At 59.8% G+C, this 23,166-nt stretch carries 18 protein-coding genes and 1 pseudogene; 2 read left to right on the top strand and 17 right to left on the bottom strand.

The annotated features are described in order from the left end of the window. Nucleotides 1-19 precede the first annotated feature (19 nt). From pgm to N018_RS11720, 5 genes are all read right to left on the bottom strand, one after another. Entirely contained in the window at nucleotides 20-1,666 is a 1,647-nt protein-coding gene (gene pgm, locus N018_RS11745; RefSeq protein WP_024646290.1) for a phosphoglucomutase (alpha-D-glucose-1,6-bisphosphate-dependent), read from the bottom strand. A 127-nt stretch (nucleotides 1,667-1,793) separates the two neighbouring features. Next, the gene (locus N018_RS11740) at nucleotides 1,794-4,049 is read right to left on the bottom strand and encodes an ATP-dependent DNA helicase (RefSeq protein ID WP_025389667.1); all 2,256 of its coding nucleotides are present in this window, start codon (nucleotides 4,047-4,049) and stop codon (nucleotides 1,794-1,796) included. 177 nt (nucleotides 4,050-4,226) lie between these two features. After that, nucleotides 4,227-5,627, bottom strand: a complete 1,401-nt coding sequence (locus N018_RS11735) for a PLP-dependent aminotransferase family protein (RefSeq protein WP_025389666.1) — start codon at nucleotides 5,625-5,627, stop codon at nucleotides 4,227-4,229. A gap of 93 nt (nucleotides 5,628-5,720) precedes the next feature. Next, nucleotides 5,721-7,223, bottom strand: coding sequence for a hypothetical protein (locus N018_RS11730; RefSeq protein ID WP_025389665.1), 1,503 nt, complete (start codon nucleotides 7,221-7,223; stop codon nucleotides 5,721-5,723). Nucleotides 7,224-7,818: 595 nt separating this feature from the next. Then, nucleotides 7,819-8,841, bottom strand: a complete 1,023-nt coding sequence (locus N018_RS11720; RefSeq protein ID WP_025389663.1) for a zinc-dependent alcohol dehydrogenase family protein — start codon at nucleotides 8,839-8,841, stop codon at nucleotides 7,819-7,821. A gap of 310 nt (nucleotides 8,842-9,151) precedes the next feature. On the opposite strand from N018_RS11720, the gene N018_RS11715 reads away from it, so the two are divergent. Then, nucleotides 9,152-10,066 (top strand): LysR family transcriptional regulator, encoded by a 915-nt coding sequence (locus tag N018_RS11715; RefSeq protein ID WP_024646296.1) that lies wholly within the window; start codon nucleotides 9,152-9,154, stop codon nucleotides 10,064-10,066. Between the two features lie 221 nt (nucleotides 10,067-10,287). On the opposite strand, the pseudogene N018_RS28550 reads toward N018_RS11715, so the two are convergent. The 12 genes and pseudogenes from N018_RS28550 to N018_RS11660 form a co-directional block, all read right to left on the bottom strand. Then, a pseudogene (locus tag N018_RS28550) lies at nucleotides 10,288-10,488 on the bottom strand (2Fe-2S iron-sulfur cluster-binding protein); the annotation flags it as partial. Beyond that, nucleotides 10,485-12,317: an ABC transporter ATP-binding protein gene (locus tag N018_RS11705; protein ID WP_025389662.1), complete on the bottom strand. Its 1,833-nt coding sequence runs from the start codon at nucleotides 12,315-12,317 to the stop codon at nucleotides 10,485-10,487. The pseudogene N018_RS28550 and the gene N018_RS11705, both read right to left, overlap by 4 nt. Before the next feature lie 13 nt (nucleotides 12,318-12,330). Then, entirely contained in the window at nucleotides 12,331-13,239 is a 909-nt protein-coding gene (locus N018_RS11700) for an ABC transporter permease (RefSeq protein ID WP_032632930.1), read from the bottom strand. Next, complete coding sequence (locus N018_RS11695) at nucleotides 13,236-14,189, bottom strand: ABC transporter permease (protein WP_024646298.1); 954 nt, start codon at nucleotides 14,187-14,189, stop codon at nucleotides 13,236-13,238. Before N018_RS11695 ends, N018_RS11700 begins: the two co-directional genes overlap by 4 nt. 82 nt (nucleotides 14,190-14,271) lie before the next feature. Then, entirely contained in the window at nucleotides 14,272-15,930 is a 1,659-nt protein-coding gene (locus N018_RS11690; RefSeq protein ID WP_024646299.1) for an ABC transporter substrate-binding protein, read from the bottom strand. A 205-nt stretch (nucleotides 15,931-16,135) separates the two neighbouring features. After that, nucleotides 16,136-16,465, bottom strand: coding sequence for a hypothetical protein (locus N018_RS28015; RefSeq protein WP_051476168.1), 330 nt, complete (start codon nucleotides 16,463-16,465; stop codon nucleotides 16,136-16,138). After that, complete coding sequence (locus N018_RS28010; protein WP_051476167.1) at nucleotides 16,459-16,872, bottom strand: GNAT family N-acetyltransferase; 414 nt, start codon at nucleotides 16,870-16,872, stop codon at nucleotides 16,459-16,461. The genes N018_RS28015 and N018_RS28010 overlap by 7 nt, the downstream gene beginning before the upstream one ends. Nucleotides 16,873-16,995: 123 nt before the next feature. After that, nucleotides 16,996-18,321: an NAD(P)/FAD-dependent oxidoreductase gene (locus N018_RS11680; protein ID WP_024646301.1), complete on the bottom strand. Its 1,326-nt coding sequence runs from the start codon at nucleotides 18,319-18,321 to the stop codon at nucleotides 16,996-16,998. A 20-nt stretch (nucleotides 18,322-18,341) separates the two neighbouring features. Next, complete coding sequence (locus N018_RS11675; protein WP_024646302.1) at nucleotides 18,342-19,061, bottom strand: cupin domain-containing protein; 720 nt, start codon at nucleotides 19,059-19,061, stop codon at nucleotides 18,342-18,344. Between the two features lie 39 nt (nucleotides 19,062-19,100). Next, the gene (locus N018_RS11670) at nucleotides 19,101-20,078 is read right to left on the bottom strand and encodes a cupin domain-containing protein (protein ID WP_024646303.1); all 978 of its coding nucleotides are present in this window, start codon (nucleotides 20,076-20,078) and stop codon (nucleotides 19,101-19,103) included. Nucleotides 20,079-20,094: 16 nt separating this feature from the next. Beyond that, on the bottom strand, nucleotides 20,095-21,090 hold the full coding sequence (gene pdxA, locus N018_RS11665; protein WP_024646304.1) for a 4-hydroxythreonine-4-phosphate dehydrogenase PdxA: 996 nt from the start codon (nucleotides 21,088-21,090) through the stop codon (nucleotides 20,095-20,097). Next, complete coding sequence (locus tag N018_RS11660; protein WP_025389661.1) at nucleotides 21,087-22,154, bottom strand: four-carbon acid sugar kinase family protein; 1,068 nt, start codon at nucleotides 22,152-22,154, stop codon at nucleotides 21,087-21,089. The genes pdxA and N018_RS11660 overlap by 4 nt, the downstream gene beginning before the upstream one ends. Nucleotides 22,155-22,265: 111 nt before the next feature. Between N018_RS11660 and N018_RS11655 the strand changes: the two genes are divergently transcribed. After that, complete coding sequence (locus tag N018_RS11655) at nucleotides 22,266-23,153, top strand: LysR family transcriptional regulator (RefSeq protein WP_025389660.1); 888 nt, start codon at nucleotides 22,266-22,268, stop codon at nucleotides 23,151-23,153. Nucleotides 23,154-23,166: the final 13 nt, after the last annotated feature.

Here is a 23,166-nt window from a genome sequence, read left to right as displayed (position 1 = left end):
AGGCATGCCCCTGTTCACCTTACTTCGGCGAAATAGCACCATCGACCAGCACCTGGGCTTCTGCAACCAGACGCTTGAGGTGATCTTCGCTGACAAAACTCTCGGCGTAGATCTTGTAGATATCCTCGGTGCCTGACGGACGCGCCGCGAACCAGCCGTTCTCGGTCATGACTTTCACCCCGCCAAACGCCTGATCATTGCCTGGTGCCTTGCTGAGTACCTGCTGGATCGGCTCGCCTGCCAGCTCTGTGGAGGTCACCTGCTCCGGCGACAGCTTGCTCAACAGCGCCTTCTGCTGCGGGTTGGCCTTGGCGTCGACACGGGTCGAAAACGGCTCGCCCAGGTCGTCGGTCATGGTCTTGTAGATTTCGCTTGGATCACGACCGGTACGCGCGGTCATTTCTGCAGCCAGCAACGCCGGGATCAGACCGTCCTTGTCAGTGGTCCAGACCGTGCCGTCACGACGCAGGAACGAAGCCCCCGCGCTCTCTTCGCCGCCAAAGCCAAGCGAGCCCTCGAACAGCCCTTGAGCGAAGTACTTGAAGCCGACGGGCACCTCGTACAGGCGACGGCCGAGACGTGCGGCAACACGATCAATCATGCCACTGCTGACCACGGTCTTGCCGACCGCTGCATCAGCGCGCCATTCAGGGCGGTTCTGAAACAGATAGTCGATGGACACTGCCAGGTAGCTGTTAGGCGTCATCAACCCGCCCGACGGCGTCACGATGCCGTGACGGTCGTGATCAGGATCGCAGGCAAAGGCAACCTGATAGCGATCTTTAAGACCGATCAGGCTTTGCATGGCGTGGCTGGAGGACGGGTCCATACGAATCTGGCCATCCCAGTCCACGGTCATGAAGCGGAACGTGGAATCGACGAACTTGTTCACCACGTCCAGATTCAGGCCGTAATGCTCGCCAATCGCCGACCAGTAATTCACCCCGGCACCGCCCAGCGGATCAACACCAAGACGCAGACCCGAATTGCGGATCGCGTCCAGGTCAATGACGCTTTTCAGATCGGCGACGTAGGTATTCAGGTAATCGTGGCGGTGCGTGGTATCGGCACGCAGGGCCTTTTCATGGCTGATGCGCGAGACACCGACGATCTTTTCGGCCAGCAGTTCGTTGGCCTTGTTCTCGATCCATTTGGTGATATCGCTGTCGGCCGGGCCGCCATTCGGTGGGTTGTACTTGAAGCCACCGCTTTGCGGCGGATTGTGCGACGGCGTGATGACGATGCCGTCAGCCAGGCCCGACGTGCGACCACGGTTGTAGCAGATGATCGCGTGGGACACCGCTGGCGTCGGGGTGTATTCGTCACCTTCCGAAATCATGACCTGCACGCCATTGGCAGCCAGCACTTCAAGCGCAGTGGCCGCAGCTGGCGTTGACAGCGCGTGGGTGTCAGCTCCCAGAAACAGTGGACCGTCGATGCCATTGGCCTTGCGGTACAGGCAGATCGCCTGACTGATGGCCAGCACGTGCCATTCGTTGAAGCCCAGCTCGAACGAGGTGCCGCGATGCCCGGACGTGCCGAACGCCACACGCTGCGTTGGCACCGACGCATCAGGCTGGCCGGTGTAATAAGCCGTGACCAGTCTCGGGATATCAACCAGTAACTGCGCAGGTGCCAGCTTGCCGGCGAAAGGACTGAGACTCATACAACCTCCATGAACACATCGAATACTGAAAAAAACAAAAGGCTGCCACGATTTCAAGACATGCGCTAAAACATGATCAGCGTGGCAGTTTACTGGCAGTTCGACAGCGACGCTCGGGTATTGATCCCTAACCGCCTGAGGTTTGAGGTCGCCACCACGCCGGAAACAGCTGAGCCACCTTGGGCTCGGCAAAGCGGTCATCAATCAGCATCACGACGCCATTGTCATTCTGGCTACGGATCACCCTGCCCGCTGCTTGCACCACCTTCTGCAGGCCGGGGTAGAGATAGGTGTAATCGTAGCCAGCGCCGAACAGTGCGGCCATGCGCTGTTTGAACTGTTCATTGACCGGATTGAGTTGCGGCAGGCCCAGGGTGGCGATGAATGCGCCGATCAAGCGCGCGCCCGGCAAATCGATGCCCTCCCCGAACGCGCCCCCCAGCACCGCAAAGCCGATGCCCTGGCTGCTCAGGGTAAACCGCTCGAGAAAGGCATGGCGCTCAGCCTCCCCCATGCCGCGGGCCTGCTGCCACAAGGTAATGTGCGGATGAGTGCGCGCCATCAGTTCCGCGACCTGTTGCAGGTAATCGAAGCTGCTGAAAAACGCCAGATAATTGCCCGGCCTGGCCTCGAACTGCTCAGCCAGCAGCTCGACAATCGGTGCCAATGACGCCTGCCTATGAGTGAACCGGGTCGAAATTCGGCTGATAATCCGCACGTCCAACTGGTCGTGATGAAACGGCGACTCGACGTCGATCCAGGCGGTATTGGTCGGCAGCCCGAGCAGGTCGGCGTAGTAATGACGGGGGCTGAGCGTTGCAGAAAACAGCACGCTGCTGCGCGCAGCGGTCAGGCGCGGCCGAATGAAACGTGCGGGCACCACGTTGCGCAGGCTCAGCCGCGACAAAACGCGCTTGCCACCCGCCTCGCGTCGGCTGATATCGAAAATGAAGTGCTCGTCGAACAGCTCGGCGATGCGCGCAAAACCGATGGCCTCAAGATAAAACCCCTGCAACGTGCCATCCACGGCCTGCGGGTTTTCGTTGAAATGATCCCCGAGGGTCGAAATGCACAGGTTCAGGCTATTGATGAATTTATCCGGTGCCACCGAGTAGGCTTGATAATCAGTGAGTTGCGCCTTGTGTAACGCATTCCATTCTCGATCGAGACGCTGCAAGGCTTTTTTCACTGGCTCGGGTGCAGTCTGGATCAGCGCTTTCAACTGGCTCTGATCAAGGCTGGCGCTGTACATTTGCCGCGTCCGCTCGACCATGTTGTGCGCCTCATCGACCAGTACCGCCACTCGCCATTGATTGAGCTGGCCAAGTCCGAACAGCAATGCGCTGAGGTCGAAGTAATAGTTGTAGTCGGCAATCACCACATCGGCCCAGCGCGCCAGCTCCTGGCTCAGGTAGTACGGACAGACCTGATGCAGCAACGCAGCCTCGCGCACGCTGGCCTGATCCAGCCAGCGCGATTGCAGCGCAGCCGAGCGCGCCGCAGGCAGGCGATCATAAAAACCGTTGGCCAGCGGACAGGAATCACCGTTGCAGGCCTTGTCCGGGTACTCGCAGGTCTTGTCTCGCGCCACCAGTTCCAGCACCCGCAGCCTGAGTTCGGGCGCACTGCAGTTGATTACCTGCAAGGCATCCAGCGCCAGTCTGCGTCCCGGCGTCTTGGCCGTGAGAAAGAAAATCCTGTCGAGCTGCTGACCGGGCGCAGCCTTGAGCAACGGGAACAACGTGCCAACGGTTTTGCCGATACCGGTCGGGGCCTGAGCCATCAGGCAACAACCGGTGCTGGCTGCCTTGTACACCGATTCAGCCAGAGCACGTTGCCCGGTGCGGAACGCTGGATGTGGAAACTTCAGGGTTGTCAGCGTGGCATGCAACGCCCGCGTATGCGCCAGCTCCTGCTGTGCCCAGCCAAGAAATATCGCGCACTGCTGCTCGAAGAATTGTTGCAGCGTGGCGGCACTGAAGTGCTCGCTGATCAGGGTTTCCTGCTCGCTGACAATATTGAAATACACCAGCGCCAGCTTGACCTCCTTCAGTTGCAGGCGTTGGCAGAGCAGCCAGCCGTAGACCTTCACCTGTGCCCAGTGCAGTTGGCGATGGTTGTCGGGCATGGCGTCCAGATCGCCGCGATAGGTTTTCACTTCTTCCAGCTGATTGCGGGCTGCGTCATAGCCATCCGCTCTGCCGCGTACGGTCAGCTCGCGGTAGTCACCCGTCAACGACAGTTCGGCCTGATAATCCGCGCTGCGCCGCGACGCAACGGTCCTATGCCCGGCAATGCCTTCCTGAGCGGTCGGTGATGGCGTGAAACGCAGGTCAAGGTCGCCCACCTTGGCCGTGAACTCGCACAATGCGCGTACCGCCACGACATAGCGCTTGGGCGAATCGCTGGAAGGGGCTGGCGCCTGATCAGGATTAATGGTGGTCTGGGAAGTCACTGCTGGGAAAAGCCACTGGTTTCAAATACTGGACAAGCGTCCAGTTAACAGCCTTGAATCGCGTCTGGCAAATACAAATGGATCGGCGGCTGCGCCATTCTCGGCTTACCGCAGCCGCGCCCGACTTAATGCCTCTCGCAGCACAGCCAGCCACCCGGCCACGTTCCGGCTCCAGTCGATGGCATAACTGATGCGCAGGTGCTGTGCATATCGGCCTTGCAGGCTGAACAGCTCGCCGGGCGCGATGACAATGCGCTCAGCCAGCATCATTTCGAAAACCTGACGCATGTTTACCGGGTACCTGCTTTGCGCCCACACACCGCAGCCACCCACTGGCACTTCGTAGCGCAACGCCTCACCCAGTTGCTCATCCAGCTGCTGCGTCATCGCTGACGCGCGCTCAGCCAGAACAGCGCGCAACCCGTTCAAGTGAGTATCCAGACGACCGCTGCTGCACAGTCTGGCAATCGCCCTCTGCCGTATGCGCGGCAGCTCGAACGCGCGCAACAGAAAACCGGCTTGCCAGCGGTCTTCAAGCTGTTTGCACAGCAAATAACCGTAAGGCGCCTCAGGGCCAAGGCTCTTGTCGAACGCACCGATAATCACCAGTCTTTGCGGGTCAATCAGATGACGCAGATTATGGGGCTCGCAAGCAAACCTCAATTCGCTGTGACTGTCATTTTCCAATACCCAGACCTGATGGCGATTGATGACTTCGGCCAGCGCCTGACTATTAATCGACGCTCGTGCACTGCCGCGCAGCGGGTTCAGGAACGACGAAAATATCGCAAGCCCGACGCTATTCTCCCGCAACAGGTGCTCCAGTTTCCCCGGATCAAGGCTGCCGGGTTCGTCCTGCGGCAACTCCAGAACCCGGATATCGAACGATTGCAGTAACCGCAGCAAGGTCCAGGCGCAGGGTGACTCCACCACTACAATGCCGCCGCGCAGCCGCAGCGTATCGATCACCACTTTGAATGCCCCGTATAGGTCGGGCGTGACGTAAACATTGTCTGCGTGCCAGCAATGCTCGGCATCATGGGTGTACCGAGCCGCCAGTGCCGTGCGCAATTCCAGCTCACCGAACGGCTGAAAATCGGCGTCGCGCGAGCGCGGATAATGGCGCGCCAGCTCCCGTTCCATCGTCAGTAAAGGGCTTTCCGGCACTTGCAGCACGCTTGGCTCATCGCCGCCCAACAGCAGCATCCCGGCACGCCTGGCATTGCATTGCAGTGCGTGCAAAAGGTCGCCACTGCGGCATGGCAGCTCGTCTGATGCGTTGCTGCGCGGCATCGAGTAATAACCCGACTTGGCAACCGAATAGACGCGCCCTTCTTTTTCCAGTAGCGAGTAAGCACTTTGCACCGTGGATATCGATACCTGCAGGCGGCGCGCAAGCTGGCGCAGCGACGGCATCTTGAGTGCCGCCCCGGCCTGATCCTGAGCGACAAGACGAGCGAGATAGCGATAAACCGCCTGATAGGCGAAGTCCGTGTGGTCTTTCATGGCAGTCATCCGGCGCTCATTCAACAAAGGGTCCGGGCAATCACGACAAGGCTGATGCCGAGCAAGCGGCAGCAGCCATAATCCGCTGCCGGGTCAGCGCCCGGAAAGCACTTCAGCGAGCGCCTCGCCGGTGACCGGATCTACGCTCATGACCCGTCCCTTGTCAGGGTCGGCAGCGCGTATTCGGGCGATCAGCGAATTCGGGTCGCCAAAGTCCACGCGTTGTTTGTCATAGAGGTTCTGTAACCCTTTGAGACTCAGACCGCTGATGTCCACCAGCCACTGCATCACCTGATCCGGTGCAGTCGAGCCTGACAGTGCCTTGTGCAGGTCTGGCAGTGCGACCAGCATGCCGGGATGGCAACTGCGCAAAAACGTTTCCAGACCGCGCCCCTGATCGACGAAGGGCGAGAACACCATACACACCAGTTGTGTTTCACTCAGGCCGAAGCCTTCCTGCGCGAAGCTTGAGGCCAGCTCCCGACGCATATCGATGCGCGCCTGCCCGGCGTAAGCACTCAGCGCCTTGTCAATCAGACGCGCTGGCATTTGCTTTCGACGCATCAACGAAGCCGCCAGCTCCAGGTATTCGGCGATCCCGTCAGCGTAGCTGCGCCCATGCAGGTATTGCATGGTCAGGCCACGCATGTGAGCCATGAGTAAAGGATTGGCGCAATCCGACTCACTGAAGCTGAACGCCAGATCGTCGAAGCGAAAATCCAGAAACTCGGTGAGCAGGTTCCAGTGCTCGTCGGCTTTGCAACTGATCAGATCGGCAATGGTGATGAAGGCTGGCGCGCTGGCTTTGCCGGAGTACGCGGCAGGCCGGCTACCGCGAGGGCCTTCCCCGCCCTCACCATAAAGTTCGTGATAGTAGGCCTGGCCGATGGTATCGATCATCTTCAGAACTCCGCTCAGAGTCTGGCTGCTCCAATGGGCGGGATGTTGGCCGTTGCGCTGCGCCAGGCGCATGATCCAGGTGATGTACTGCTTCTGCTCTCTACGCGAGTCGCCACTGACCACCGCGTCGACACCGCTGCCCCAGCTCAGTGCGCGCCCTAGAAACTCTGCCAGCCCCAGGTAACAGGTGTTGCAAAAAGTGGTGCGCGCATCACCCGCAGAAAGGTGGCCACCGAGCAGCACTTCCATGCGGTTCTGCTCGCGACCAGCACTGGAAAAAGGCAGGTCTGGCTCGAAGGCTTGGGTGTACTGGTTGTCGATCACCAGCATTTCAACCCGGGGATCGTCGTATAGAAACAATGCTGAATAGGTGCGGTTGATATTACCCATCACCGCCGGTGTCATGCCCACATGACGGCGAGTGGCGACGCGCAAATTGAAGGTGCCGGGCGAGCGGCAGGCAATGCTCAATTGAGCCGCACGCAAAAAGGCCAGTGTGTAGGCACTGTCCTTGCCTCCTCCGAAAGTCACCAGTACCTTGAAAGCGGAAATCCGTTCGATACCACCCGCCGCGACAATAAGGCGCTGAATCAACAACTGCAGCGCTGTGCGCTCGGCACGTGAGAAATAACCAAGCAGACGTTGCAACACCTGCTGGTAAACGTAATTCATTGCTTGTTCGTGTATGGAGCTCATTGTCTGCCACCTGCCTGTCGATCAAGACACCGCACTGTGCAGGCAGAGCCTCGAACACCAGACTGACGATCAACTATGTATGCGAGCATGACTCATTCCCTGAGTAATAATTACCCAAGTATTATCAGTGCCTCCCAAATAATTACAATATACAGTTTGTTCTACAAAACAGACACACCTGAACGGTCGCTTACACTCGCTTTAAACAGTTTGTTTAACCACCGAGCAAACCTTATAACTTATGCCCTTAAATCCCCGACACGCAGCCGTCGCAAAGGCTTTACACAAAGGCCGTCTCGCACCTGACCGTCTTTGCCTCGTGCAACGCTTACATCAGGGGCCGTAGGAAATCTCGACTGTATATTCGCGCTATAGAAGAAACTTATAAACCCAAACACACCGTTGATCATGCTGTGCATGTTCATGCGGGCGAATAACTTCCATACCTCAAGCATCCCTGTCCTTTCTGCAAAGGATAAGCAGACACATCAGTCAGATGACTCTTAATAAACCGTACCTTTTATTGCGTCCACTGCAAAAAGCCTTCCGCGGGGAAGGCTTTCTCACTAACGCTGTCGACTGGAAAAGTGCTGAGTCAGACCGACTCGACTTCCAGCACCGCACGCCCGCCAATCGGGCAGACATCCATGTAACGGTGCGCCTGCACCACCTGCTCGAACGGGAAGCTGCGCGTTTGCAGAGGCGCCAGCACCCTGTCTGCGGTCATCTGGTTGATGTCCTGCAGGGCACGTTGCAATGCTTGCTGATCCTGAGTGATGCCCAGTTCCGGCTTGCCGGTGAAGTTGCCCAGACAGTGTACGTAAAACTGGATGTTCTTCTGAAAGGCTGCGCAGGCCGGGAACGGGGTCTGATTGCCGCCTTGCAGGCCGTACAGCACCAGACTGCCGCGTGGTGCCAGCACGTCGCCCATGATCGACATCTGCGGACCGCCCAGGCCATCGAAAACCGCATCGACACCACGGTTGTCTGTGTACTTGTTGATCGCCATCAACAGGTCCTGATCTTCAGTGACCACCACCTTGTCAGCACCCAGCGACTGCAGATACTCACGCGCATCGTCAGTCTTGGTAGCCGCAATCACGCGAACGCCCAGCGCCTTGCCCAACTGGACGAACGCAGGACCTGAACAATGACTGGCATCGGTGACCAGCACGGTCTGCCCGGCCTTGATGCGCGCCAGATCGACATAGGCAAAGTAGGCCACCAGGTACGGCGTGTAATGCACGCTGGCTTCCACCGGCGTCAGTGCATCGGGGTAACGAGTCAGTGCCAGACGCGGCATGACGATGTTCTCGCCATAGACCGGGTGCTGGTTGGCATCGGCCGCAGGAAAACTGGCCACCTTGTCGCCCACGTGCAGGTCATCTACCCCGTCGCCCAGCGCAGTGACCACACCGGCCATTTCGTAACCCAGACCGGCAGGCAGACGTGCTTGGGTCGAAGCGAGATTTTGCCGCCAGAGTACGTCATACCAGCTGACACCAATGGCCTGGACGCGCACTTGCACCTCGCCGGGTGCAGGCGACGCTACGGGTTGCTCTTCAACCTTGAGCACCTCGGCCGGGCCGAACTGGTGAAAACGGATCGTGCGGGACATTTAGAACCTCGCCTGGTAAACCTTGATGCCACAAACTTTATCCGGGCATTGCCGGCAACACCATCGGTGGCTATTAATAGTCGACATGCCTGTCATCGATTGTGTCCTGTGCGCTGCAGGTCGCAGCCAGACAGCGTCTGAACGCCACGGTGCATATTGGCCGCCATTGTTCGCATGTCGACGGGACATTGCAAGCCATGTGAACATTCGACGGCGCGGTAGCTAATTTTCCCTGCGCCCGACCTGCATTTGCTCGTACTATCGCACCCTGCTCACGTCCTCAACCGACCAATGGCCCGAGATCTTCTGTATGAATCGTAACGACCTGCGTCGTGTCGACCTCAATCTGCTCATCGTTTTCGAAACCCTGATGCATGAAAGAAGCGTGACGCGTGCGGCGGAAAAACTGTTCCTCGGCCAACCGGCTATCAGCGCCGCGCTCTCACGCTTGCGCAGCCTGTTCGATGACCCATTGTTCGTGCGTACCGGACGCAGCATGGAGCCTACCGCCCGTGCTACGGAGATCTTCGGCCTGCTCTCCCCGGCCCTGGACTCCATCTCGACCGCCGTCAGCCGTGCCTCCGAATTCGACCCGGCCACCAGCACCTCGGTATTCCGCATCGGTCTGTCCGACGATGTCGAGTTCGCCCTGCTGCCCACCCTGCTCAAGCGCCTGCGCTCCGAAGCACCCGGCATCGTACTGGTGGTCAGGCGGGTCAATTACATTCTGATGCCACCGCTGCTGGCCTCGGGCGAGATTTCGGTGGGCGTCAGCTACACCCAGGACCTACCCGCCAACGCCAAACGCAAGGTCTTGCGCCGCAGCAAGCCACAGTTGCTGCGCGCCGACTCGATTCCCGGCCCGCTAAGCCTCGACGACTTCTGCGCCCGCCCCCACGCACTGGTGTCATTCGCCGGCGACCTGAGCGGGTTCATCGACGAGCACCTGGAAAAACTCGACCGCAAACGCCACGTCGTCCTCGCCGTACCGCAGTTCAACGGCCTGGCCACACTGCTGACCGGCACCGACATCATCGCCACCGTGCCGGATTACGCCGCGCAGGTCCTGACCGCAGCCGGAGGCGTTCGCTCCGAGAACCTGCCTATCGAGACTCGTACGTTTGAACTGCACATGGCCTGGCGTGGCGCGCAGGATAATGATCCGGGGGAGCGTTGGTTGAGATCGCGGATTCAGATGTTTTTTGGGGATCCTGATAGTCTTTAGGCTCTGTACGAAATCCCTCGATAACCCAAAGTGACCGCAGGATGCCTGGCAGTCTGTAGAGTTCGCGACCATCAAGGAAAGGAATCCATTGATCGCAAATCGATACGAAATTTCGGATGCAGCTTGAGGTTTTGCCGCAATGGCCTCATTGGCTTGTGCCATGCGATGTCTAAGACATCACTTTTCGTACAGAGCCTAGCGTGTCTAAAGCCTCAATGAGCCCAGCAGTCTTGGCAGGCTCCCATCAGGCAAAAGCCGGCACGTCGGCCCGGATCGAACTCCGACTGGCGCAGCGCCGACACCCGGGTCAATAACGAAACCATAAAGGTGTCGCCCTGCCATGGCTCGACCGCTTCGCCATCGACCAACAGGCTGATCATTGGCCGCTCACGCTCGGCCAAGCGTACGAAACGCGCAATCACATGTAGTTACCCACTAATTTCATGCAGCTCACACCTTCCTGCGCCTTGAGCAGCTCGGCACTGGTGTGGTGACAAAGAATCTCACTACCGCAGGTGATTTTGCCGCGCGGTGGCGCGCTACGATTGCACAGGCCGTCGATGCGCACCGGGCAGCGATCGAGAAACGCACAGAGATTCGCTACGCCGGTCTTCTCGCCAATCGACGGCAACTTGCCTTTAGCGGCTCCGCAGGTTTCCAGCCAGCCCTGGCGCAGCTCCGGCACCGAATTGGTCAAAAGGTAGGTGTAGGGATGGAACGGAGCTTGGGCGAACGCACTCTGATCGCCGGCCTCGACCTTGTAGCCGCTGTACATCACCACTATGTCGTCACAGAGTGCACGTACGGTGGAGATGTCATGACTGATGAACAGAAAGGAGACTCCCAGTTCGCGGCGCAGGTCGCGCAACAGTTCGAGAATCGCCGCGCCTACCACTGTGTCCAGCGCCGAGGTCACTTCGTCACAGAGGATCAGATCCGGCTCCGCCGCCAGCGCCCGCGCCAGGTTGACACGTTGCTTTTGGCCGCCGGACAACTCGCAGGGCCGGCGTTGCGCAATGCTGGCCGGCAACTGCACCAGCTCCAGCAATTCGGTTACCCGACGCTGCTGCCGCACGCCGTTCATCCCGTGGTAGAAACGTAGCGGGCGACCGAGGATCTGTTCGATGCTGTGCTTTGGGTTCAGCGCCGTATCAGCGTTCTGGAAGACGAACTGAACACGCCGGAACTGCTCGCGGGTACGCCCCGCAAGCGTCCTGCTAAGCGGCTGACCATCCAGCAGGATACGTCCGGCCGACGTTGGTGCCAAACCGGCGATGGCCTGCGCCAGCGTGGTTTTTCCTGACCCCGACTCACCAATCACACCGACCGCCGCGCCGCGCCGGATCTTCAGATCGACATTATGCAGCACCTTCTTGGTGCCGTAGCAAATCTCCAGACCGTGGATGTCGAGCAGCAGATCCTCTTGCGCCGAAGGCGCCTCTTGAACGCCCGCTCCCAGGCGAACTGCCGGCCTTATCGCGGCCAGCAGGCTGCGCGTATAGGGATGTTCCGGCGCAGCCAGGATCTGTTCGGTAGGGTTGTTTTCCTGAATCCGGCCGTCGCACAGTACGACGATGCGGTCGGCCATCTGCGCCACCACCGCCAGATCGTGGGAGACGTAAATGGCCGTGGTGCCGCGTTCGCGTACCACCTTTTTGAACGCCCGCAGCACTTCAATCTGGGTCGTGACATCCAACGCCGTGGTCGGCTCATCCAGAATCACCAATGCCGGATCGGTTATCAGCGCCATCGCCGCCATCAGCCGTTGCAGCTGCCCACCCGAGACCTGGTGCGGATAGCGCGAGCCGATGCGTTCCGGTTCCGGCAGAGCAAGTTCGCGGAACAGCTCGACGGCCTTGGCCTGCGCCTGCTTGCGTGAAAGAACGCCGTGGATCAGCGCGCTTTCGATCACCTGTTCCATGATGCTTTTGGACGGATTGAATGCCGCGGCCGCACTCTGCGCAATATACGCCACGGTGCGCCCGCGCAGCTTTGCCAGCTCGGGATTCGACAGTTTCAGCACGTCGACATCACCTACCCGTATAGAGCCGCCGACGATACGGCAACCCGAGCGGGCGTAACCCATCAGCGACAGCGCTATGGTGCTCTTGCCGGAACCGGACTCGCCGATCAGCGCCAGTACTTCGCCTTTTTCCAGGCTGAAATCGGCACCGTGCACGATGGGTATATCGATGCCCTTTTCGTTACGTGCAACCACACGCAGGCCACTTACCCTGACGATTTCGTTCATCTCACTTCTCCATCTAGCGATTGGATCGGCCGCCGAAGCTGTCGATGAGCAGGTTCACACCCATAGTCAGGGTGGCTATGGCGACCGCCGGTACCAACACTGCCGGGGCGCCCGCTGAAAGGCCGTCGATATTTTCCCGTACTAGCGAACCCCAGTCGGCGTCCGGTGGCTGCACGCCCAGCCCAAGGAAACTCATGGCGCTGAGCAGCAGCACCACGTAGACGAAGCGCAGACCAAAGTCGGTCAGCACTGGGCGCAGCATGTTCGGCAGCACTTCGATGAAGATGATGTAGGGCATGGCTTCGCCGCGAGTACGCACAACCTGGATAAAGTCCATGGTCATGACGTTGACCGCCGCTGCACGTGCCATCCGGAAGGAACCCGGCATATAGGCGAATGCGGCCATCAGCAACAACAGCGGCACCGAGGAGCCGAACGTAGCCACTATCAGCAGGGCAAAAATCTTGTTTGGAATCGCGATCAGCGCATCCTGGGTACGACTTATGAATGCATCGACCCAGCCACCGGAGGCAGCCGCCACCAGCGCCAGTACGACGCCAGCCGTGCAGGCTATCGCTGTGGCCGTCAACGCCACACCGATGGTGAAAGGCGCACCGTGCAATAAGCGGCTGAGGATATCCCGCCCAAGGTAGTCGGTACCCAAGGGGAACGCCAGGCTAAGCGGACCGAAGTAATCGTCGCTGATCATGGCGTTGGCATCGTAGGGCGCCAACAAGGGCCCGGCGACGGCCATTAGCGCCCAGAAGGTCACGATCAGCAGGCCAATGAAGCCGCTGACAGACAGGGAGAGCCGATGCCGGTGTGTTCGCAGCGGCGGTTTCGTTCCATCCTCATCCTGCTTCCGGGCGTTATCCTTGCCGCTGCCGATACTCGTTTTAGGTGAAATACTGTTCGGTTTCATTTGCGCAGCCTCGGGTTGGACAGGATTGCACAGAGGTCAGCCAGCAGAACCAGCACCAGAAAACCCAGGCTAAATAACATCACGCATGCCTGTATCAATGGCATGTCACGCGTGACTACACCGTTTACCATCAGTGTTGCTACGCCCGGATAGTTGAAGATCGACTCGACTATGACTACGCCGCCCAACAGGTAAGACAGGCTCAGCGCTATGGCGTTGGCGATCGGCCCGATCGCATTGGGTAATGCATGACGAAGCACTACCCGCATCGGCCCTGCCCCTTTGAGCGTCGCCATTTCGACATAGGAGGCGCTGAGCTGATCGACCACCGCAGCCCGCGTCATGCGCGCCATCTGCGCCGTCAGTACGCAGCACAGCGTCAACACCGGCAACGTATAGACGTGAATCAGTTCGCCAAACGACTCGGTCTCGACGCTACGCGACAGCGCCGGCAGCCAGCCCAGCTTGACCGCGAAGATCAGTACCGCGATGGTGGCGATCAGGAACTCCGGCACGGAGACGGCGAACACCGTCAGCATGTTGCTGTAACGGTCGAAGATCGAGCCGCGGTACATCGCTGACAGAATGCCTATGACCAACGCCAGCGGCACCGAAAACAGCGCAGCGATCGCTCCCAGTTTCAGGGTATTGGGCAGCCGGCTGGCGATCATCTCGTCCACCGGCATTCCGTTGACCAGGGAAACGCCAGGATTACCGGTGAGCAGCCCGCCCAGCCAGTTCACGTAACGCAGGTACACGGGTAGATCCAGGCCTAACTGCGCGCGCAGCGCCGCCAGCACTTCTGGCGTTGCCTCTTGGCCGAGCTGTTCCTGGACCGCGTCACCGGGTAGCAGGTTGGTGAGGAAAAACACCACGAGCGAAACGAAAAGCAGCGTCAGCACGCCTACGGCCAATCGACCACCAACCAAGCGTGCAATAGTACTGTTCATAATTCATACCTTCACTTAGTCCTGCCGCCTGCATGACCCGCAGGCGGAACGTCGGTTATCGAGCTCTCGTTTCCCCAATCGCTCAGGCATCCAGCCAGACGTTCTCTGCGAACATGTAACCCATCATCCCACCCAGTGGATGAGGGGTAAGTCCTTTCAACTTGGTGTTGTGGCCATCGAGGCTGCTGTTGAACTGCGCAATACCGACGCCGCAGTGTTCATTCACCAGCACCTGCATATCGCCATACATCTGCTTGCGTTTAGCTTCGTCAGTCTCACCGCGCGCAGCGACCAGCAACTGGTCGAACTGTTCGTTCTTCCAACCCGATTCGTTCATGCCGGCGCTGGACTGGTAGAACAGGCTGAACATCAGGTCGACGGTCGGGCGCGCGCCAATGTTGCCGAAGTACAACGGATGCTTCATCCAGTGACTGGACCAGTAACCATCCGCTGGCATCCGTTTGATATCCAGCTTGAGGCCGATCTGTTGTCCCGAGAGCTGCAGCAACTGCGCGATGTCCACTGAGCCCGTAGCGGCATCGGAACACACAAGGGGCAAGGGATGTCCGGCCATGCCGGATTTCTGCAGGTGGAACTTGGCCTTATCCAGGTCGTACTCACGTTGTGGCAGACCGGCGAAGTAGTAACGGTTGCTGGGGGCGACCGGCTGGTCGTTGGCGATCACGCCGTAGCCCCGGAAAGCAACCCGATTGATCTGTTTGCGATCTTGCAGATACTTCATCGCCAGGACGAAGTCCGGGTTCTGCACCGGGCCCAGATTGTCGCGCAGCCCAAGGTTGGTATAGCCACCGGTCGCGGTCTCCATCAACTCTACCTTGGGGCTTTCCTGGATGCGCGCCACCGAACGTGGATTTATCGGGTTGATCAGGTCCACATCACCGGCAAGCAAGGCACTGATACGAGCAGCCTCGTCGGGGATCGAGAAGAACTCAATCTCGTCGAGGTAGGGCAGGCCCGGCTTCCAATAGCTCGCGTTGCGCGCGCTGATCGAGCGCACGCCTGGCTGAAATTCCGCGCACTTGAAAGGCCCGGTGCCGTTGGCGATAGCGAAGTCGGTGGTACCGTCACGCACGATGAGAAAATAAGTAGTGGAGAGGATCGCTGGCAGGTCGGCGTTCGGGCTGACCAAGCGGATCTGCACCTCATGTGGCCCAACGGCCTTCACTTCGTCTAACTGCTGCGCAATGGCTACCACCCTGGAGCCAGTCTCCGGTAGCTTGTGGCGGGTCAACGAGTAGACGACGTCGGCCGAGGTGAATGGCTTGCCATCGTGGAACACGACGTCCTTGCGCAGCTTGATGGTCCAGGAGATCGCATCACCTGTGTCGAACGACTCCGCCAGAGCCATGCGCGGCGTCAGTTGCGCGTCCAGGACCGCCAAGCCGTTATAGAACATGTTGTGCCGACAGTAGTCGGTGTAGTTCGCGCCCTTCGCCGGATCCAGCGTATCGGCGGTCGAGCTGGTCGAAGTGGCAACCTTGATGCGGCCACCCTGCTTGCCTTGACCCGTGCTTGCGGAGGTTGCGGAGGTTGAGGTTGCGGCGAACACTTGGCCGGCCGAACCGAACAGGCTGCCCGCGCCCGAGGCAGCAATCCCTGCGACCCCCAGCATGCGCAAGGCATCACGGCGCGACATACCACGATTGAGCCCTTCAAAAACACGCAGGCTTTCTTGGCCTGTGATCAATTGGGAGTCGACTTTGTTTTTATCATCAGTCATATCGGTTCTACCTTTTGAAGGTTCTAAGGTTCTAATGCTCCCGCATTGCCGAAGCGTTTTTGCAACGTGACGCAACTGCATAAATTCAGTGTAGGTAGTCCTGTAATCGGTAATACGCCACCACCATCGTCAGTGACCAGGGTTTGCCGAAATGCCCGGAGATGGCCGGAGATGGCCGGAAATAGGCGGACGGCATTGCGGCCGCTTAACCCAGGGCCTGGCTGAGGATCGCGTATTGCTTGACCGTGCCGTCCGATACCGGTGTCTGGCCGCGCACCATGCGTACCGAGGGCCCGACCAGTGCCAGGCCGAGGCTTTCAACCCAAGTGCTAAGACTGCTCTCGCCAGTCACATCGACTCGCACGAAGGAACCGGCGTAGGTTTGCGCCCAATGGGCGATCAGCACCTTGGCGCGCTGTATATCGGGTGCCACCACTGGGCCGATCACACGGCCGCGGCCGAAGAGGCGCATCAGGGAGAATCCGAGCACTTCGCCATCCTTTTCGATCAGCACACCCTCGGCTACATTCAGCACTGCTGCATCATGCCCTGATGATGGTCGACAGTACCGGTCGGCACGAAGCCCAGTTTTTCATACAGTGGCTGCCCGAGCGGCGTGGCCGTGAGCAGGATGCAGCGCTCGCCCAGTTCCTCCAGCACCAGGTTCATCAGTTCACGGCCAATGCCCTTGCCTTGCCTTTCCGGCGACACAATGATCATGCCGAGCGAGGCATGGGCATTGCCGAATTTCCAGCACAGGCCGGTGCCGGCCAGCGTCCCGTGTTCCGCCGCAACGAAACCTGTACCGAGACGGTGCATTAACTGCCAGTCTTCGAGGCGATGTGCCCAGTACACCGCCTGCGACAGGTCGTGTGCCGAGGGAAGGTCAACCTCGGTCATCCGGCGATAGGTGATGCCGGCGTTCCTCGACTGATAGGTCATGGTTTCTCTCCTTGGACTTGCAACATTCGCAGGATCCTGGCTCAAACCCGCACCGGTATGCCGTCATCCGGACTTCCACGAGAAGGCCGTGGTGCTATTAAGGCCTGGTTGGGTGGGCACGGCCTAAAAATCAGCGACCTTGCCCCATGCGGAACTACTGAACCGGCCCGGCCGGTACGGTAAAGGATCAACGATCGGTTCGACGCCGCTGGCCAGGTCCGCGATCAGGTGGCCGGCGCCAGGGGCAATGCCAAAGCCGTGTCCGGAAAAACCTGCTGCGAGGATGAAGCCTGGCACCCCGGGGACCTCGCCGATGCCGGGAACGCCGTCCGGCGTGCAGTCGACGAAGCCGGCCCATGCGTGCGTGATCTTTGCATCGAGAAGTTGGGGCAGCAGTTCAACTGCGCGGCGTTGGGTCTCCTTGATCGTGGACATGCAAGGCTTCGGATCGAGGATGCGCATCCGCTCCATGGGGGTCGGCGCATCGAGCCGCCACCGCTTTAGCGTTTCGTGCCCACTTTGAATGCCTTGCAGGCCTCCCGGAAGAAGGTTGCGCCAGCGCTCCGCGAACATGGGCAAGAATTGCGGCGCGAATCGCATGAGCTGTGGCGTAACGTCCACGCGTGCGCGGCCGCTGATGGCCAAGGCGTAGCGTCCGTCGTTGCGGCGCGTGGCGGAAATGCCTTTGGTAAAGAGGGCATCCGGCAAACAATGTTCCACAGGGGACACGCTCAGGATGGATTGGCGTATCGAGGCCTGGGGAAAACGAATGCCCAGCTGACGGCAGAACGAGGAGGCCCAGGCCCCACCGGCAAGCACAGCCGTCTTGGTCTTGATGACACCGGCTTCTGTCACGACGCCGCTAACCCGCCCGCCTTCGGTCTCGATGCCACGGGCGGCACAGTTTTGGTGAACGCTGCCGCCGAGCTTGATGAGTGCAGCTGCCACGGCCGGCGCAGCCTTGCCAGGATCGGCAGTGCCATCGCTGGGTGAGAAGACGCCGCCCTTCCAGGCACGGCCGGTCGCTTGCCCGCGCTGGGCGGCCTCGCGGCTGCTCAGCATGTGGGTGGTCACGCCCGCGGACTTGGCAAAATCATGCCAACTGGCCCAACGCGAAATCTCGGCCTCGTCGTCACTGAGAAACAAGAGCCCACAGCGACGAAAACCCGTGTCTTCACCGCTCTCAATGGCAAATTGCTCCCAGAGGTCAAGGCTCTTGCTCGCCATGGGCAGTTCTCGGGCGTCGCGGTTCTGCTGCCGGCACCATCCCCAATTGCGGCTGGACTGCTCAGCCCCGATACTCCCCTTCTCGACCAGGGCGACGGATACGCCGCGCTTTGCCAGATAGTAGGCGGTGAAGACACCGATGATGCCACCGCCGATCACGACGACGTCAGCGCAGGCTGGTGGCTTGGAGGATGTGTTGATGTGGTTCAGTGGTGGGGACATGATGGATCTCGCTCGTCGATTCAGGCCTGAACGCTTTGGGACACATAGAACTTTGCCACGCGATCGCTGCTTTCCCATCCAACCTGCGCGCCCTGGGGCACGAACAGCGCGTCGCCAGTGCCGAGCGACAGCACGCTGCCGTCAGGTGTCGCGAACCGCACGCTGCCGGCCAGCAGATACATGAATTCGTTGATGCGATGCGGGCGAACAATTCGGTGGTACGGTGTCGAATCCCAGACACCCGCGCTGTAATGCGTGCCTTCCTCGGTGAAGACACTGTCCTTGCGGCAGTGCGGGGGTTGGCTCAGCAGTGCCTCTGCGGGCAGCGACGGGGATGGCTTGAAGTCGGCGTCAGCGCACAGCGGGAACAGCCCGCGTTGGGTCGGCGTGTCGCAAGCGGCCGCGCAAAAGACGAATCGTGCGCCCGATTCGGCCTGGATGCGAAGCACCGTACCGCATCCGATGACAACGCCCGCTTGCGGGCCGAGCACCAGAGGGGCCGCTCCGGCTGCGGTCAGGGTCAACTCTCCCTCGACGACGACGATGGTTTCGGTGTGAGGGAAACCCGGAACCTCGAGTTCACCGACGAAACGGGTTCGACCCGCGATCATCGAGTCAGGGCCTTCCCACGCGATCTCGCGATCTCGCGCAAAAGGATCGTCTTTACCGAACGCCGCCTGGCGGAAGGAAGTTGAAAAGGGTGCGCCGTTGGCGCGATGCAGCACTTGGGCTTCGGACATGATTGCTCCTGCTCGTTGCGAGATGATTTCTCTGGAAACCTAGCCGGCGGTTGCCAGCAACACTTCACATGCCTCTGCGTCCAACGCCACCGCACAGTGCTCAACGCCATGCGGTACGACGATGAACTCTCCCGGTTCGACAATCTCTTCACGGTCACGGAATTTAATGAGCAGGCGTCCCCGGTGAACGAAGAACAGCTCATCGTCGTCCTGTCGAAATGACCAGTTGGAGGCGCCCTTGAACATGGCGACCTTGATGTGCGTGTTGTTGAACTGCCCTTGGACTTTGTCGGCAAACACGCTTGACAGGTTCGTCTTGCTGATCGGCGAAAGATGTTTGTTCAGGGCGGCGACGTCGCGCAGGATAGCGGTGAGTTGACTGAGCACGTCCTTCCCGTCGGCGGGGTATTGGCCATCCAGGGCTGCGGTCCCAATCGTGAAACCAGCTGCGCCCGCATCCTGGACTATTGCAATTCTCTCAGGGCTGGCGATTGAGCCCGCAACGTAGACAGGCTTGGAGACTGCAGCGCAGACGGCCCTCATCAGGTCGGGCACGTTCTCCGCCGAGCGGTATGCAAGCAGGTCCAGGCCGTGCACGCCATCGCGCGCGGCCATCGCCTTGGCACTGTCGACAATTTCCTCGATGCTGCCTTCCAGCACGCTCGGGTGACCGGTGATCCGACCCGGGAAAGGGAAGTACTGGATGCAGGCCTCCTTGATGATCGGCAGCACGTCGTCGACCCGCGTGCCACCCAGAAGAATGTCGACGCCGATCTCGACAGCCGCCTTCGCTGACACGATTTCGCTTTCTCGGTCCAACGACACGACCTCCAGGTAGGATGTGGCACCGCCCGCCTTGATCGCTGCGTTGAGGCTCTTCAACTGCTCGATCGGCAAGCCGATGTCTTTGAAGCCGATGTGGCGTACGCCGAGGCCGAGCGCCGTCTGGAGTTGCTGCGATGCGTCTGCGACCGTGCGGTCATTGCGCGTGAGCATGAAAATGAAACGAAGTCCCATGATGGTTTCCTTTCGATTAGTTTGGCGTAGCTTTCGCAGCGACGAGACGCTGTGCATAGGCAAGTGCAGTTTCCAGGCTGGCGTGGTCGGCAATACCCTGGCCTGCGATGTCAAACGCCGTGCCGTGATCTGGGCTGGTGCGGACAAACGGCAAGCCCAGCGTGATGTTCACGCCTTTTTCCAGACCGAGATACTTCACAGGGATCAGCCCTTGATCGTGGTACTGGGCGACCACGACATCGAACCGGCCCGTCCGTGCCTGCATGTAGACCGTGTCGCCTGGATGTGGGCCGCTGGCATCGATGCCTTCGGCACGGGCCGCTTCAATTGCAGGCCGGATGATCCTTATTTCCTCATCGCCAAACAGGCCGCCTTCACCGGCGTGCGGGTTGAGACCTGCAACGGCGATACGCGGGCTCGGGAAGCCGAGCGCCTTCCCGCCCTCGTGGGCAAGGCGGATGGCCGACATCTGCGCGTCGAAATCACCCTGCTCGATCGCCTTGCGCAGCGAGGTGTGGATCGTGACGAGCACCGTACGGATGTCGTCGTTGGCCAGCATCATTGCGACACGGCTGACGCCGCCGTACTCGGCCAGGATTTCCGTATGGCCGGGGTAGCGAATTCCAGCGCTGCTCATCGCCTCCTTGTTGATCGGCGCCGTGACAATACCGCTCACCTCTCCGGACTTGGCTGCCGCGATCGCTGCAACGATGGCATCGAACGCCGCCTGCCCGGAAATCGCGCTGATCTGCCCAATGGGTGGAGCTTCGACGATCCGGGTAGTCTCGATGACCTCAATAACGCGCGGCTGGAACTGCGCTGCATCGGGTGCATCGATACGTCTCACCTCGATGTCCAAGCCCAACCGACGCACAATGTCCTGCATCACGACACAGCTGCCGAACACGACCACGCGTTCGCCGCCCTTCGCGAGTAGCTTCGCAACGATTTCCGGCCCAATGCCGGATGCATCGCCCATCGTCAGAGCAATTGGAGGAACGATATTTTTCATAGTAAATCCCTGGAGAAGGCTTGGGCTGCACCGCGTATCCGCGCGACAGCGCGCTCTAGCGCATCATCACTGCCAAAGCCACCGGCTTTCATGGCGAGCAGGAGCGTGCGCCCATCGCCAAGCTTGGCGCGAGAAAGGGGAAAACCGGGTTCGAGTTCTTGCACGATCTCGAACTCACGGACGTTGAGAAGATCCAGGACCGCCTCCATCGTGTCGCCGCCAGTGGCGATCAACGCGCCAAAGCGTGGGTCTTGAAGTTCGTGCGCGGCGGCGTCTGCAATGCGGCGCAGCACCGCCGCCGGGTCGCGCTCACGCATAGCGGGCCCGCGCAGCAGCGTGACGCCGCTGAGTCCCCGGACCAGATCGGCCTGTCGGTGACTGCGCGGATTCGCGCTTCCAATAACGACCAGGACATCGGTGCTGATGCAGTCAAGCAATTGCGCTGCCGTCTTCGCCGGTACAAACCGCCGCGCCAGGGCTGCCGCCATTCCAGGAGAGCCGAGCCACAGAATCGATTCTGGGTCCTCGATGGCAGCAATCTGCGTATCGAGTTCTTCCTGCATTATCGCATCGAGCAGCGTGACATCCTTAATGCAGTTCGGAAGCAGGTCGACGAGCGCGGAACACCGCGCCGGATGCACAGGGTCCTGGCCATACACACTCTCAGAAACCGGGACGCCGTCAACAAGCTGAATACCCCCTACTGTTGTACGCCCGGCTTGGGGGAATGCGGGTGCGAACACCACTGACCTGCGGCCGCTCGCCGCAAAACATGCCTCAAGCTCTTGTGTTATGTGGCCGCGCAGAGTGGAGTCGACCGTTTTGTAAAGTACGGCGCAGCCGGAAAGCAGGGAGGTTAGTCGCGTGATGTCTTCACATGCTTGCGACAGAGTGGCGGAACGCGAACCGCTATCGACAGCGATGACCGCTGCCGTTTGACGCGGAAGCTGGCCCCTTCCGATTCGCGCGCTCAGCCCGCGGGCGACGAAAGGTGCCGCGCCATCTGCCGCGCTGGTTAGATCGTCGGCAAGGACCCCGATATTGGGTTGATGATTTGTAAGCATTAGGCCCCCAATATTCGGTTGATGTTTTCTAAACATGCATCGATTGTAAAAATTCGGTCACACTATAAAAAGCGATAGTTTCTGATCGCTATTGGTGATAATTTCTCACCAATGGACCATTCAGACATACCTTCGCTCGATGACCTGCGAGCCTTCGAAGCAACAGCGCGGCTGGGTTCAGTCCGGCGTGCAGCTGACTCGCTCGCGCTCACGCACGGCGCCGTCAGTCGGCGCATCACCAAACTGGCCGACGACATCGGGGTCAAGTTATTTGAGAGGAATGGGCGAGGCCTGCGGCTCACACCAGCCGGCGAGACACTCAACCTCACGCTTGGCAGGTTCTTCGGCGAGTTGGTCGCCACGGTGCAAGGCCTGCGTGCTACCAATGTTGGGAAGACTGCCCTGGTGCTCTCCTGCGAGCCTTCAGTTGCCATGCGCTGGCTCATTCCGCGACTAGCAGGATTTCAATTGACGCATCCGAACATCGCCCTCCACCTCTCCGTGGGTGGCGGGCTGGTGGACTTTCGCAAGAGTCAGGTGGATCTCGCTATTCGACGGCTAGACTTCGCTGTGCCCGAGACGTGGAACGTACGGCCCCTATTCCCCGAAAAGGTTGGGCCTGTCATGAGGCCCGAATTGGTGCCGAATTTCGAAAGCGGCGACTATCTTGCTCTCGGGTCGAAGACCCGACCTGACGCATGGGCGCAATGGCTGAGAACCCATCCGTCGGCGCTTCGGCCCACAGAAATCCGCTATTACGACCATCATTCTTTAATTGTCGAAGCTGCGGCTGCAGGCCTGGGTGTCGCCCTCAGCCCGCTGATACTCGCCCTTGACGATGTGGGACGAGGAAGCCTGGCGGCACCCGCTGGCTTTGACCCTGACGGCAGTCAATATGGGTTGATATGGTTAGGGGCGAGTGAACTGCAAGGTGTGGAGTTTGAACTTGCAGAGTGGCTTCTCACGCAGTTCAGCCACCTAAGCACCAAACTCCTTTGAACAAATCGCACCG

It is taken from the genome of Pseudomonas syringae CC1557, from assembly GCF_000452705.1.
Lineage (GTDB): Bacteria > Pseudomonadota > Gammaproteobacteria > Pseudomonadales > Pseudomonadaceae > Aquipseudomonas > Aquipseudomonas syringae_F.
This window is presented reverse-complemented; position numbering and strand designations above follow the sequence as displayed.